Raw genomic sequence first — 14,678 nt, 5'->3', positions numbered from 1 at the left:
TAAATTCAAAAAACATAAATGTAAGCTTGCTTTAATATTTTTTTATCTTTGCAAAACGAGCTGTTTATTGTGCAGGATATGGTATTATGAATGATGTTCCAGTTGAATATCAAGTAATAGAAGAAAACGAAGGGAGAGATGATCCTTTAATAAGCGAAGCAGATAATTGTCATCCAATGTTTCGTGTTGCTCCTTCAAGCGTAGAATTTAATAAATTACGCAAACGACTTTTACGTCATATGCGACAAGCTTTGGATGATTTTTCTATGCTCTCTACAGGAGAAAAATGGCTTGTTGCTTTATCGGGTGGAAAAGACTCTTATGGTTTATTAGCGCTTCTTTTAGACTTAAAGTGGCGAGGTCTTTTATCCGTTGAAATACTTGCCTGTAATCTTGATCAAGGGCAACCAGGATTCCCTAAGCATATTCTTCCAGACTTTTTAAGTTCTTATAAAATTCCATATCGTATTGAATATCAGGATACTTATTCCATTGTTACAGATAAATTGGCAGAGTCGCAGACATATTGTTCACTTTGTTCTCGATTACGACGTGGTAATCTCTATCGTATTGCACGTGAAGAGGGATGTTCTGCATTAGTTTTAGGTCATCATCGTGATGATGTTTTAGAAACATTTTTTATGAATTTGTTTCACGGTGGCCGATTAGCTGCCATGCCTGGAAAACTTAAAAATGATGAAGGAGATCTTTTTGTGTTACGTCCTCTTGTTTATGCTGCTGAGGAAGATATGGAAAAATTTTCTCAAGCAATGCAATTTCCGATTATTCCTTGTAATCTTTGCGGTAGTCAAGATGGTTTGCAACGTAATGCCATGAAAGAAATGCTGAAAAATATAGAAAGACAAATGCCAGGACGTAAAGATACGATGATTCGCGCTTTAACAAATGTACGCCCAAGTCATTTGCTTGATAAGAAATTCTTTGATTTTAAAACGTGTTAATAATAATTAGATATTTAAAAAAAATACGTTCAAAGAGTTTAAGATAAGATACTTATTTATAATGATAATTTATTGTTTTTTTTAATTTAGATACGTCAGATTGTTTTGTTTCAAATTCTCTTATATTGCATCTATAAAAAACATCTGCCTGCATATCACAAAGGAAATTCTCGTGTGCATCAAACTCTCTTGAAAAAATTTTTCTTTCACTAACCAATGACTGTCGCAATATCAAAAATAGGAAAATAGTACGATTGTTGATTTGCTCTTTTGTTAATTAAAAATAGTGAACCTTGTGGATTTTATTTTATTCTGTTGCGCCGCCATCACCGTCATTTAAGGTATTAAATTAAGAGAATATATAACTGCTTGATATTTTGGGAGTGTATAGCAACACTCAGGGCAAGAATTGCTCGTAAATTCTCATGAAGTGAGTTACATAAGTGATCAAGTTCGATTGTGAGTAGCCGACCTTTTATAAACCAATGCTGATAGAAATCTTCATCATTGAGGACAGAGAAGGAGTTAAATTTTTAAACGGCTATACCATAAAGGTCATAGGCATCCGATTGTTCGATTTTAACGGTGACAAATTCACCAACACGCAGTGGGCGTCGTGATGATATATGGACAACACCATCTATTTCTGGAGCATCGTACTGACTCCGTCCTTTGGCAACTTTTCCTTGACTTTCATCAATAAGAACTTGGAGTCTTTTTCCAATTTTTTTCTTTAAAAGATATGTAGAAATTTGTTGTTGTTTTGCCATAAAACGATGCCAGCGGTTTTCTTTTACCTCTTCAGGAATATTTTCTAATCCCAAATCATTTGCGGCAGCTCCTTTTACTTCTTCATATTTAAAGCACCCAGCGCGTTCAATTTTTGCTTCTTCTAGCCATTCTAGAAGTATATTAAAATCTTCATTCGTTTCACCAGGAAAACCAACAATAAATGTTGATCGCAAAGTAAGATCTGGACAGATTTTCCGCCATTTTTCAATTCTACGGTTTGTTTTTTCCATAAGTGCGGGACGCTTCATGTGACGCAAAACAGCCGGTGATGCATGCTGAAAAGGAATATCCAGATAAGGAAGAATTTTTTTTGCAGCCATAAGTTCGATAACTTCATCAACATGGGGATAAGGATAAACGTAATGCATACGTACCCAAATACCCATATCGCCTAGTTCGCGACAAAGATCAAAGAATTTCGTTTTGATTGTACGATCTTTCCAAGAATTTTCGAGATATTTAAGATCAACACCATAAGCACTCGTATCTTGTGAAATAACCAAAAGTTCTTTTACACCCGCTTGCACGAGTTTTTCAGCTTCACGAAGAACATCGCTGATGGGACGTGAAGTGAGATTACCACGCAGAGTAGGGATGATACAAAAACTACACTGGTTAGAGCATCCTTCAGAAATCTTTAAGTAGGCGTAATGGCGAGGTGTTAAACGAATACCTTGGGGAGGAACTAAATCAAGAAAAGGATCATGAATTGGAGGAATTGCTGTATGAACAGCTTCTATAACGCTTTCATAAGCTTGCGGTTTTGTAATAGCCAATACATTAGGATATGTTTGGCGAATAGCATCAGGATCAGCACCAAGACACCCTGTTACAATAACTTTTCCATTTTTTTTAAGAGCTTCATCAATATTGGCTAATGATTCTTTCCTTGCCGAGTCAAGAAAACCACAGGTATTCACAATAACGACATCAGCTCCTTGATGTTGACGTGAAATCTCATACCCTTCGGAGCGAAGGCGTGTAATAATTCGCTCAGAATCTACGAGTGCTTTTGGGCATCCGAGGGAGACAAAACTAATACGAGGTACTACCATGATGATCCTACAATTACTATGAATGATTGAGTTACGCTTTTATTAATATAAAAATAATGTTCTTTATTTTTATACCTATGCAATACAGTCTGTTACAAAGTTATTTGATTTTTTTCTACAAAATTTTATGTGTTTTTATGCATGCATACAATTTTGTCTTATTATATCGTAAAATTCCATCATTGAGGACGAGGATATAAGGCTGCTTTCTTAAAAGCATTCAAGTTCTTTTCAAAGTACGTGGTGAATATTTTAAAGCTTACTTGCCAAGCCTTGCATAAGTGAAGAACATGGAGGGAAGGGAAAGTGAAATCCGCTCGATAAGGATCTGGATTGTTTATAAACCGAATTGGGGGCATCCTTTGGCTGTGGAGAAGAAGTCAATTGCATGTGGCACAATAAAAAAATACTCAACAGCTTCTTATTGCGATATATATCACGTACTATAAGGTTTATTTTTTAATATTTGCGAATAAGTCCGGTAAGTTTGCCTTGTATTTCTACACGCTCGGATTCGTATGTCCGTACTTCATAATGAGGATTTGCAGCTTCTAATGCAATAGAAGCTCCTTTGCGTCGATAACGTTTTAATGTTGCTTCTTTTTTATCAATAAACGCAACAATAATTTCACCTGTTATTGCTGTATTTTGACGTTTCACAATGATCGTATCTTTATCAAAGATACCAGCCTCCATCATAGAATCATCTTTAACTTCTAATGCGTAGTGCTCACCTGTATTAACCATATCGAGTGGAAGAGAAAGGCTGTTTATTTGCTGCAGTATAGCAGAGGCGGGTACGCTTGCAGAAATACGTCCCATAATAGGAATGGTGATATTTTTTTTTTCTTCTTCATCAAAGGGACTCAAGCTTTTTGATATTTCCCTTTTATTTCTTTCTATTATACTGGGAGAAATTTTACGTGCTAAAGAAAGGTTAAATGTTATTTTCTCAGGAAGTCGAATTACCTCCACAGCACGAGCACGATTGGGCAAACGACGTATAAAACCTCTTTGTTCTAAGGCTATAATGAGCTTATGAATACCAGACTTTGAAGAAAGTTCTAATGCATTTTTCATTTCTTCAAAAGAAGGAGGAACACCAGTTTCTTTTATATGGTTATGAATAAACAAGAGTAGCTCATACTGTTTACATGTTAGCATTCAATATTCCAATCAAAATAATAAAAATTAGTAAAGTAAAAATACATGTATATATAACACTTTTACAATTTTTATCGCCAAATCAAAATTATTTTCTTTGTTTTTGATCTTATAGTTTAATAAAGTAATATGTTTATTTATAGATATATTTAAATTATTATTTATATACTATATAGCTACATTAATATTAAATAATGTATAAAATACTTTATAGTTCTGACTGAATTATCTAACACCAAATTTTATGACCAGTATTATCCTTTTCTTCTAAAAATATATCTACATGTTTTGTAATTTCTGATATAAAAAAGTTAAATAGAAGGCATTCTATATATTTAGAACTCTCTATGGGTATTTAAAATCATTTTACATACTGCATATTATTTCTGCTTTTTTATTCTTAGTAAAATTATCTACAGCTCTAATAGTGAACACAATTTATAGTCATTCGGGATATTTTCAATGAGACTAAATTTTTGCTTCATATCTACTTTATTCTATAGGATAAACTGGCTTTCGTTATATATTCATTATGCATAAATAAAATTATACTCTCAAAATGCCATTGTTGCTCATTGTTCCATTTTCAGGTCTAACGTGTCAACTGCTATATACTATTTTCATGAACCCTAATGTTACGATAAATTTTGATTATTGAAAGGAGGCATAAAAGGTATTTTCATTTCTTTTTTATAGTTTTATTCTCTCACTTATATTGGTCAAGAAAATGCTTTTTATTGTTTCAATATAAAAAAGATTTGAAATGAGATAAGCTTACAGTATTTGAGACTTATCACTCAAGTGAAAAAATGATAAATTATTATAAATCAATATATTATCTTATAAATCTGTATTTATATTTGAAAATTGAACACTAAGATATAAAGATATAAAAAATAATATTATAATAAAAGGTATTTTTTCTTCTCTACCCATTATGCTCAACAATCCATGTGAGGGGAAGGGGGTAATTTCTCATAATTTTAACGCTTCGAATCTATGCAATATTTTGCAGTGAAATTTTTCCTTTATTGAAACTTCAAAAATAAGATTAAAGAGTACTTATACAATGATGAAGTAAAGGGGTGAAAACGAAAAATTATTGATAATTGAAGAAAATAATAATATTTTTCTCCAAAAGGTGTTGACCAAATGGAAAGTCAACCGTATGTTCCCTTCACTTTCTACAAATTAGATAGTGTGCAAACTAGATAGCTTGTATGAGAGCGCGTAGCTCAGCTGGTAGAGCAACTGACTTTTAATCAGTAGGTCCAGGGTTCGAATCCCTGCGCGCTCACCAAATTTAAATTAATATCAATAGGCTATAAAAAATTTAAGAATCTTTCTTGTTTTTATTCTTTTTGAAGTTTTTTGTTGATTCTATAACCTGTCATTTTCTATCAGCTGTTTTGGAATAGAGCGATGCTATGCTGTCTCCTGTCCAACAAAAAAGAGCTTTAAGATTACGATAGGATTGTACCTGCGTTGGCAGCACATGTGGTTTCTAATTTTCTCAATCTATAGGTTGATTTTTTAATACCCACTGCATTACATGATTCGCAAAACAAGTTGCTAAAATCACCACTTATTCACACTTTATATTATGAAATGACTTTTCTATAAGATGTTGATTTATTTAATTTTTACTCTTTTTAACATCTACTATAGTACATTTATTTCTTATGAAGATCATAAAAAGGTTAACAATACGTTAATTTCTTGATAGAAGGGGCCAATTCAAGAGTGGTATATGCGCGAGGGGAATCATTTAAAAACGTAAATTCTTCCGTTGCGTACAAAAAGCGTGACGTGGTTTTTACAGTAGTACTTAACAGAAATAAGTGGACTGAATAGATGCCTTCAAATAGAAAAAAGAAATTTACTTTTATGATTAAACCAACACTTCAATTGTTTTCTATGATCGTCATTTCTCAGTCACTGGTATCTTGTTGCGCAAGCCAAACTATGAATTTTTCAATAAAAGATTCCTATCATAATAAACCAATTAACGTAAACACTTCTGTACTACCTAAACAAGTCTCCAATAAGAAGAATCAATCGGAAGAAAAAAAGCGTGGACGAGCGATTGTTGGTAAACCTTATCAAATAAAAGGAAAGTGGTATTATCCTCAAAGTGATCCAACTTATAAACGTGTTGGCGAAGCATCATGGTATGGTTCAGATTTTCATGGACGTTTAACTGCCAACGGTGAAATTTATGACATGAATCTTTTGACTGCTGCTCATCCTACAATGCCTTTACCTAGCTATGCTCGTGTCACTAATTTGAAAAATGGATCTTCAATCGTTGTTAGAGTGAATGATCGCGGACCTTTTATGAAAGACAGAATCATTGATTTATCAAGGCAAGCTGCGACAATACTGGGGTATGTAGATAGGGGTGTTGCAGATGTTAAAGTAGAATATATTGCTGAAGCACCTGTTGGCTATTATGATGGTGCATATTTAATGTCCTCTTATACTCCTGGAAATGCTGCCCCATATTCATTAGCGTCGGAAAATATTGCGAAAAAAAGAGAAACTGTTTTGTTAAAAGAGCAGCGCAATACAGGAAACAAAAAAGAATTAGCTAAAGCAGCTGCTGTTGAACAAGAACAACGTAATAAAACTGTTGCAGTTAAATTGCCAGAAATTGGTCCTATCATGGTTGATAAGCCGATACCATTTGATCAAGTTGCTTCTATAAATAAGCTAAACAAAAAAACAAAGGTCAATTGGCTACAACTGTTTTAAGAAAAAATGCATTGATTTTTTATCTATATAATTTTCTAGTAAAAAAGGTAAGAACTTACGGATTTAGTGTAAGATTTTCATCTTAAAGCGCGTTGTCCTTTTCAAAAAGCGTGATGGGGTGCTATTATTATAAATTCAGTACGGCCTTTCTACTCCATTGCTGGTCTATTCGTCGTTTTATGATATTGCTTGCTTAATAAAGCGCGTACTTTTCTTACTGTAATAGCTTTTGCTAGACGAAGGTAGATTATTGTATCAGTCTGTTTGTGTAATCTCCAAAACAACTGTACAATCAATTTGAGAGGAACAAAAAGCTTAACAAGTAAAAAAATATTTTATTTTGATTCGGCCTTGCATCTTTCCAAAGTATCCACGGTAATATCTTATGAAGAGATTATATATTACCTCATGCTTTTGTTTATCATGTTCTTTAATGGAGTAAGTTCCCTCACGAAAAACAGAGCGTCTCAAACAAAATACGCTTACATTGCCAATTCGCGAACTTATTTAAAAGAGACATACTTCAACACGCTACAGGTCTATTTTACGACAGCGCCTGTGAATGGCATAACTGTAACGCCTTTAGATATCACCATCTTCACACTTATGAAGATATAAACCGACACCGTCATACACTTTGCAAGCCCCAATGTTTTATGCGATAATTCTTAACACTTGAGAGGTTGATAAGAAGTATTTTTACTCTCTTTTTTAATAATTTTTATCTATATACGAACCCTACTTATGATGCGTAAGCAAGCGATTTTATTGAATTCAATATGAGAGGAAATATAACGAAAGAATCTTACAGTATTTTGAATCAGATACACGTTAAAAGATTATAATTTATCATAATAAATCAATCTACTATCAATATAAAACAACAAATAAAAAAATTTTTTTGTCTCTCATGCTTTAAAACATAAAATTGAATCTAGGTGGAATATAAGAAGTGCATCATTTTACTTTTACTAACGCTGAATAAAAATAAAATCTTTTCTTGAGTCATCAATAATTCCTCAATTTGCGGAAATAAAAAAGTTTTTTCCTATATAAGATTTTTTATGTTGATCTTTGGGATGGGAGGAGCAGCTATGTACACAATATTAAGGATCTTATTGACCTTATGGGGGATATTGGTATTTGTCACGTGGGGGAAAGCAGAAGATTTTCAAATTTCTGCTTCACAATTGTTATTACTCGATGATGATACAGAGACAATACTTTATGAAAAACAAAGTGCTATTCCTTTTTTTCCTGCTTCATTAGTAAAATTGATGACAGCAGAAGTTGTATTTCATCAATTAAAAAAAGGATTATTAAAAAGTACGCAGAAATTTAAGGTCAGTGAAAATGCTTGGCGCAAGGGTGGAGCACCTTCCGGTACAACCACTATGTTTGCAAAGATAAAAACAGAAATCAGTGTTTCTGATCTGTTGCGTGGTTTAATTATTGTGAATGGAAATGATGCTGCTATTATTCTTGCTGAAGGAATATCGGGAGATGAAGCTCATTTCACAAAGTTGATGAATCAGCGCGCAAAAATAATCGGGTTATCTCAGAGTCATTTTGTTAATGCAACAGGGTTACCCGAAGAGGGACAATTTGTAACTGTGCGTGATATGATTATATTAGCACGTCATATTGTTCAGGAATATCCGGACTATTATGCACTTTATTGTGAGCCTCATTTTACATGGAATAATATTTTTCAACGTAATAAAAATCCTCTTATTTCTAAGGAAATTGGTGTAGAAGGATTTGGTTTTGGCTACAGTGAAAAAGAAGGTTTTTCAATGGTTGCCACCATTTCTAAAAATCATCGACGTCTTTTTTTAGCAATCAATGGTTTGCAAGATGGTAAAAAATATACAAAAGAAATAGAACGCATTCTTCAATGGGGAATGACGGCTTTTGATCTCAAAACGATTTTTACAAAAGAAGAAACGGTTGGTCGTGCTTCTGTTTATGGTGGTAAACAAAATTTTGTTCCACTCATTGTTAAAACACCAATAAGTTTTATGCTTTCGAATGAAAAAAAAGTAAATGTTAAAGCAAAAATTAAATATCATGGTCCATTGAAAGCTCCCATCGTTTCTGGGCAATCAGTTGGCGTTATTCAAATTTTAGAAGATAAAAAGGTTCTTCTGGAAAAACCAGTTTTTGCCGGAATGAATGTTCAGGAAGGAAGTTTCTTTGCAAAAGTAAAAAATGCATTCTATGAAATAACAATTGGATGGTTACGAAAATATTTGTAGTTACGCGCTAATAAGGTTAAGATCATACGTGTCAGGTTATTTTATTACATTTGAAGGAGGGGACGGGGTAGGGAAAACGGTGCAGATTTCTTTACTTGCTGAGTCTCTCTCACACCAAGGTTATGATGTTGTCACAACACGAGAACCAGGAGGAACACCAGGAGCAGAAGCAATCCGGCATATTTTGTTGTCGGGGCAGGCGCGACAGTATGGACCGTTGATTGAAGCTGTTTTGTTTACAGCTGCACGTGTCGACCATGTTACTGAGGTTATCGCACCTTCTTTGCAAAAAGGTAAAATCGTTTTATGTGACCGCTTTATTGATTCTACACGCGTTTATCAAGGACTCAATGATACCGTCAGTTCTTCTCTTCTTTCTGTTTTAGAGTGTATTGCGCTCAATGGTATTTTGCCTCATTTAACATTTTTATTAGATATGCCTGCAATGTGTGGTATGAAGCGTGCAAATTTGCGAAGAAAAAAAACAGAAGAAATTGATTATTTTGAAAAAGATCTGTTGGAAATTCAAGAACAAAGGCGTCAGGCTTTTCTTCAATTGGCCAAACAGGAACCCCATAGATTTCGAGTTATTGATGCCACTGGCTCAGTGGAAGCCATTGCTCATCAAATAAAAAATATTTGTCATCAGGTATTGTTGGATCAGCTTTCATGAGTAATGTAAATACCTTACGCCAATATGATGATATTGATACAATTTTATCACCATCCCAGAACAATATTATCTTTGGTCATGAGGATGTGCGTCATTTTTTGACACAAATGCTTAAAGAAGAGCGTTTACATCATGCATTATTATTTGAAGGAGAATATGGGATTGGAAAGGCTACATTAGCCTTTCATCTTGCTTGGAACATTTTAAGTTTTCAACAGAGTGCTTTCTTGAAACCCGATCCTTATTCTACCCCATGGCGCCAAATTACACAAGGAAGTCACCCTGGTCTTTTGTATATTTCACGTCGATTTGATGTGAAAACGCAAAAGTTTAAAACAGGAATACTCGTTGATGATATCCGTGATATTATGCATTTTTTAAGCCGAACATCACAAGAAAATGGATGGCGTATAGTTATTGTTGATTCTGCAGATGATATGAATAGAAATGCAGCAAATGCAATTCTTAAAATACTTGAAGAACCACCTACAAAAACGTTATTTGTTATTATCGCGCATTCTTCTGGCAAATTGCTTCCAACAATCCATTCACGGTGTCAAAAAATCTCTTTTCGTCCCTTGAATAACGATGAAATGAAAAAAGTCATTACACATATTTTCGCCAATCAGGATTTACCTGATGAGAAAACAATTGAAATGATTATTGAAAAATCTAAAGGAAGTCCTCGAAAAGCTGCTTTACTTGTTTGCCATGGCGGTTTTGAAATTATTAAAACAATTGATGCTCTCCTAGAGAAACCTGTTTGTAACGCAATGATTGTACATACTCTTGCACAAACATTTTCATCTGTTTCTTCTACATTCCAATTTCAACAATTTTGTGATGAAATTCTTAATAAAATTCAAAAAAAAGCTATCATGCTCGTTGAAAAGGGAGACTTATTTCTCTCAAAAAAATATGCGGAAAAATGGCGGGAGATTCATCAAGAAATAGAGGAAATACAACTGTTTAATCTCGATAAAAAGCAGTTTGTTATTAACTTGCTTTTTAAAGTTCATAAGATCATTCATGAGGATTAGTTTTTCCGTGACAATGCGATAAACAAACGTTATTGTCATAATATCTTTTATTTATAGCGTTTTACAACGAGTATGACATGCGTGACACATATTACATAACAACTCCCATTTTTTATCCTAATGGTGCTCCACATATTGGACATGCTTATAGTGCAATTGCAAGCGATGTTTTAGCCCGCTTTCAACGGTTAAACGGAAAAAATGTATTTTTTCTTTCTGGTACAGATGAGCATGGTCTCAAGATGCAACAAACCGCAGCTGCATTAGGCATGACACCTCAGCAGCTTGCAGATCATAATAGTGCGGTGTTTCAAAAAATGCTTGCAGTATTAAATTGTTCTAACGATGATTTTATCCGTACGACAGAAGAACGCCATTATCAAGCTTGTCAAGAAATTTGGAAAAAGATGGAAGCAAATGGCGATATTTATCTCGGTCGTTATACGGGGTGGTATTCGGTTCGCCAAGAAGCCTATTATGAAGAAAAAGATACGGAAGTTGGACCAGACAACATCCGTCGTGAGAAGGAATTAGGCTCTCCAGTTGAATGGAATGAAGAAGAAAGTTATTTTTTTAGACTTTCTCATTATGAAAAGGCTCTTCTTGAATATTATGAAAAACATCCTGATTTTATTGCTCCATTTGAGCGGCGTAATGAAATTATAAGTTTTATCAAATCAGGTTTAAAAGATATCTCTATTTCACGCGCAAGTTTTAACTGGGGAATTGCTGTTCCTGAGAATCCAAAGCACGTGATGTATGTCTGGGTTGATGCGCTTACAAATTATCTATCAGCAATAGGTTTTTTCAATGAAAATTCAAAAAAACGTGATTTTTGGCCTGCAAATACGCATATTATTGGTAAGGATATTATTCGTTTTCATGCAGTCTATTGGCCGGCATTTTTAATGTCTGCTGGAATTGAATTGCCTAAAAATATTTTTGCACATGGTTTTTTACTTAATCGTGGTGCAAAAATGTCAAAATCTATTGGAAATGTCGTTGATCCTTTTGAAATGGTTGAACACTATGGTCTTGATCAGGTCCGTTATTTTCTTCTCCGTGAAGTGCCATTCGGACAAGATGGTAGTTATAGTCATGAAAGCCTTGTGAACCGTATTAATGCTGATCTTGCTAATGATCTTGGTAATTTAGCACAGCGCTGTTTGTCTATGATTGCCAAAAATTGTAATGCACAAGTCCCGAAACCAGCTTCATTTTCAGCTCAAGATAAACAGCTTTTAGAACAATCTCTTCAAGTACTTGAAACTGTACACCAAGCTATGTCTTCTTATAGTATGCATTTAGCACTTTCAGCTATTTTTTCAATTGTAGCAGATGCCAATCGCTATTTTGCCAACGAACAACCTTGGAGTTTACGTAAAAATGATCGAGAGCGATTTTCTACAGTTCTTTATATAACTGTAGAAATCTTGCGGAGAATAGGAATTATGCTTTTGCCTTTCATACCCCAATCAGCAGCGAAACTTCTTGATAGCCTTGCGGTTGCTGAAGATGATCGGTTATTGTATCATATAAGTCATTCAAAAATTCAAGAAGGGCTTGATCTTCCACCACCAGAACCAATTTTTCCTCGTTATATCTTGAAGAAAGAAGATACTCATCATGTTGATTGATACACATTGTCATCTTGATTTTGAAGATTTTTCACAAGATTTGGATAATGTTATCCAACGGGCTTTAGATGCTGACGTTAAACGTATGATAACAATTTCAACCCATGTTTATAAGTTAGATAAGCTGTTAGCCATTGCGCAAAGCTATGATCAAGTCTTTTGTTCCGTTGGAACACACCCCAATCATGCGCATGAAGAACAAAATATTACAGCGGAAGAGCTTATACAGCTCTCGAATCACCCTAAAATTGTTGCGTTTGGGGAAGGGGGACTTGATTATCATTATGATTATTCTACTCCAGAAGAGCAAAAGAAAGTTTTTCATGAACATATCATTGCTTCTCGAGAAACACAGATTCCTCTTGTTATACATTCACGCAATGCCGATATCGATATGGAGAAAATATTACGTGAACAGACAAAAGAAGGAGCTTTTCCCTTTATCCTTCATTGTTATTCGTCTGGAATGCAACTTGCTCGTGCTGGAATTGAACTTGGTGGTTATATTTCTTTTTCAGGTATTCTTACTTTTAAAAACGCATTTGAAATCCGTGAAATAGCAAAAATTGTGCCCCATGAGCATTTGTTAGTGGAAACAGATGCTCCATTTTTAGCACCTAGTCCCCATCGGGGCAAAACAAATGAACCATCTTTTGTATGTTATACAGCAGCTGTTTTGGCTGAAACAATTGGCTTAAGCATTGAAGAAACAGCTCAAATAACAACGCGTAATGCTTTTCGTTTATTTAGCAAAATGAAATAAGGCAAAAGATATGTGTGATCAATACCGATTTACAATATTAGGTTGTGGTCCTTCTCCAGGAGTGCCAAGACCTAATGGTGATTGGGGAACATGTGATCCGAATAACCCTAAAAATAAACGCTACAGAAGTTCTTTATTAGTTGAACGTATTAAACCTTCAGGAGGCAAAACAACGATCGTTATTGATACAGGTCCAGATTTTCGCTCACAAATGATCGATGCGCGTGTAAGCCATCTTGATGCTGCTCTTTACACGCATTCTCATGCAGACCATATCCACGGTATTGATGATTTACGCAGCTATGCACTTGCACAAAAATGTTTAATAGATATCTATGCCGACAGATTTACACTAGAGCATCTCAAAAGTGCTTTCGGATATTGTTTTCAAACTCCAAAAGATTCATCTTATTCTCCCATTTTAAAAGAGCATCTTATCAATGAAGATAGCCAATTTATTATTCAGGGGCAGGGCGGAGAAATAAGCGTCAATACACATTTACAACACCACGGAAACATTCATTCCTTAGGTTTTCGGATTGGGAATGTTGCCTATTGTACGGATGTTAGTAAATTTCCTGAAAAAACTTTATCCAAATTAATGGATTTGGATGTTCTCATCATTGAAGCTCTTCAATTTAAATCCCATCCGAGTCATTTTTCTGTTGATCAAGCATTACAGTGGATAGAATATTTAAAGCCAAAACAAGCAATACTCACACATATGGACAGATCGCTGGATTACAATAAGGTTATAAATTACGTTCCATCCTATGTAAAACCTGCATATCAAGGTCTTACTTTTGAAACAGATGCATAAGCTTATTATGCGCAATATTTTAAGTTAAATAAAATACTTTTAAATTTATCCTTTATTTTATTTCATTTCTGACATATTTAGTGTTTTTTATGTCAAAAATGAGGCTTTTATGTATAAGAATTTTAAGCGGGGTGTATGTATTGTGGTTTTAGCGGTTTCCTTAACAGCATGTGGGGGGCGTTTAGAAAAAAATATTGCAACGACAACATTACATGACGGATCAATGAGTTGTGCCGATATTCAACGGGAGTTTTTTGCTAATAAACGTCAGATTAATGATACAATTGCAGAGCGTTCTAAAGCAAGAAATAAGAACGTGGCTTTAGCAGCAGCAAGTGTTGTATTTGTACCTGCTTTGTTTTTTATGGATACTAAATCCAGTGAAAGTAATGAAATTTCGGCTTTAAACAATCGTAATGCTGTTTTGAGTGATCTTGCACGTATGAAACGTTGTAAAATAATGCAATAATTTTCCTTATTTTATTATACGTAATTTCATTATCACTATTTTTGGTCTTTAAGGAATATACCTTAAAGACCAAATTTTATTTTAAAAGTAAATTGTATGATATAAATATTATGATGATGTTTTAAAGTAGGGTTTTCTTTTTGGATAAAGGATTTATCTTCTGCATCATATTATCGCATAATATATATTATGGAACTTTATAGAAGAAGTATATCTAGCATCAGCGCTTTGAAGAACGAATCTTTAAAATGAGCTACTTAAGTTAGCTAAGATTGAAAATCGAGCCTGTTA

At 34.1% G+C, this 14,678-nt stretch carries 11 protein-coding genes, 1 tRNA gene and 1 pseudogene; 10 read left to right on the top strand and 3 right to left on the bottom strand.

Features of this window, described 5'->3' with window-relative positions; translation table 11 throughout:
• The first annotated feature begins 86 nt into the window (after nucleotides 1-86).
• On the top strand, nucleotides 87-962 hold the full coding sequence (ttcA, locus tag ACFILN_RS09480) for a tRNA 2-thiocytidine(32) synthetase TtcA (protein ID WP_273791040.1): 876 nt from the start codon (nucleotides 87-89) through the stop codon (nucleotides 960-962).
• Nucleotides 963-1,495: 533 nt separating this feature from the next.
• Here ttcA and rimO read toward each other — a convergent pair.
• Both rimO and lexA read right to left on the bottom strand, forming a co-directional pair.
• The gene (gene rimO / locus ACFILN_RS09475) at nucleotides 1,496-2,809 is read right to left on the bottom strand and encodes a 30S ribosomal protein S12 methylthiotransferase RimO (RefSeq protein ID WP_375659993.1); all 1,314 of its coding nucleotides are present in this window, start codon (nucleotides 2,807-2,809) and stop codon (nucleotides 1,496-1,498) included.
• Nucleotides 2,810-3,268: 459 nt separating this feature from the next.
• Entirely contained in the window at nucleotides 3,269-3,973 is a 705-nt protein-coding gene (gene lexA, locus ACFILN_RS09470) for a transcriptional repressor LexA (protein ID WP_273791042.1), read from the bottom strand.
• A 1,224-nt stretch (nucleotides 3,974-5,197) separates the two neighbouring features.
• On the opposite strand from lexA, the gene ACFILN_RS09465 reads away from it, so the two are divergent.
• A tRNA-Lys gene (locus tag ACFILN_RS09465) sits at nucleotides 5,198-5,273 on the top strand.
• 90 nt (nucleotides 5,274-5,363) lie between these two features.
• On the opposite strand, the pseudogene ACFILN_RS09460 reads toward ACFILN_RS09465, so the two are convergent.
• Nucleotides 5,364-5,550, bottom strand: a pseudogene (locus ACFILN_RS09460) (hypothetical protein); the annotation flags it as partial.
• Nucleotides 5,551-5,827: 277 nt separating this feature from the next.
• Between ACFILN_RS09460 and ACFILN_RS09455 the strand changes: the two are divergent.
• From ACFILN_RS09455 to ACFILN_RS09420, 8 genes are all read left to right on the top strand, one after another.
• Nucleotides 5,828-6,727: a septal ring lytic transglycosylase RlpA family protein gene (locus tag ACFILN_RS09455; RefSeq protein WP_375659994.1), complete on the top strand. Its 900-nt coding sequence runs from the start codon at nucleotides 5,828-5,830 to the stop codon at nucleotides 6,725-6,727.
• A 1,094-nt stretch (nucleotides 6,728-7,821) separates the two neighbouring features.
• Nucleotides 7,822-8,985: a D-alanyl-D-alanine carboxypeptidase family protein gene (locus tag ACFILN_RS09450; RefSeq protein ID WP_375631128.1), complete on the top strand. Its 1,164-nt coding sequence runs from the start codon at nucleotides 7,822-7,824 to the stop codon at nucleotides 8,983-8,985.
• Nucleotides 8,986-9,013: 28 nt separating this feature from the next.
• A complete protein-coding gene (tmk, locus tag ACFILN_RS09445) occupies nucleotides 9,014-9,658 on the top strand; it encodes a dTMP kinase (RefSeq protein WP_273791046.1) in 645 nt (214 codons plus the stop codon).
• Complete coding sequence (locus ACFILN_RS09440) at nucleotides 9,655-10,698, top strand: DNA polymerase III subunit delta' (protein ID WP_375671401.1); 1,044 nt, start codon at nucleotides 9,655-9,657, stop codon at nucleotides 10,696-10,698. Before tmk ends, ACFILN_RS09440 begins: the two co-directional genes overlap by 4 nt.
• Before the next feature lie 77 nt (nucleotides 10,699-10,775).
• The gene (gene metG, locus ACFILN_RS09435) at nucleotides 10,776-12,335 is read left to right on the top strand and encodes a methionine--tRNA ligase (protein WP_375663489.1); all 1,560 of its coding nucleotides are present in this window, start codon (nucleotides 10,776-10,778) and stop codon (nucleotides 12,333-12,335) included.
• Nucleotides 12,325-13,098: a TatD family hydrolase gene (locus tag ACFILN_RS09430; protein WP_273791049.1), complete on the top strand. Its 774-nt coding sequence runs from the start codon at nucleotides 12,325-12,327 to the stop codon at nucleotides 13,096-13,098. Before metG ends, ACFILN_RS09430 begins: the two co-directional genes overlap by 11 nt.
• A gap of 10 nt (nucleotides 13,099-13,108) precedes the next feature.
• Nucleotides 13,109-13,918, top strand: a complete 810-nt coding sequence (locus ACFILN_RS09425) for an MBL fold metallo-hydrolase (RefSeq protein ID WP_375631133.1) — start codon at nucleotides 13,109-13,111, stop codon at nucleotides 13,916-13,918.
• A 109-nt stretch (nucleotides 13,919-14,027) separates the two neighbouring features.
• The gene (locus tag ACFILN_RS09420) at nucleotides 14,028-14,387 is read left to right on the top strand and encodes a hypothetical protein (RefSeq protein WP_375613428.1); all 360 of its coding nucleotides are present in this window, start codon (nucleotides 14,028-14,030) and stop codon (nucleotides 14,385-14,387) included.
• Nucleotides 14,388-14,678: the final 291 nt, after the last annotated feature.

It is taken from the genome of Bartonella sp. CL434QHHD (assembly GCF_042195145.1).
Classification (GTDB): Bacteria; Pseudomonadota; Alphaproteobacteria; order Rhizobiales; family Rhizobiaceae; genus Bartonella.
Note: the sequence above shows the minus strand (reverse complement) of the source record. Positions and strands in the feature narration are given on the sequence as shown.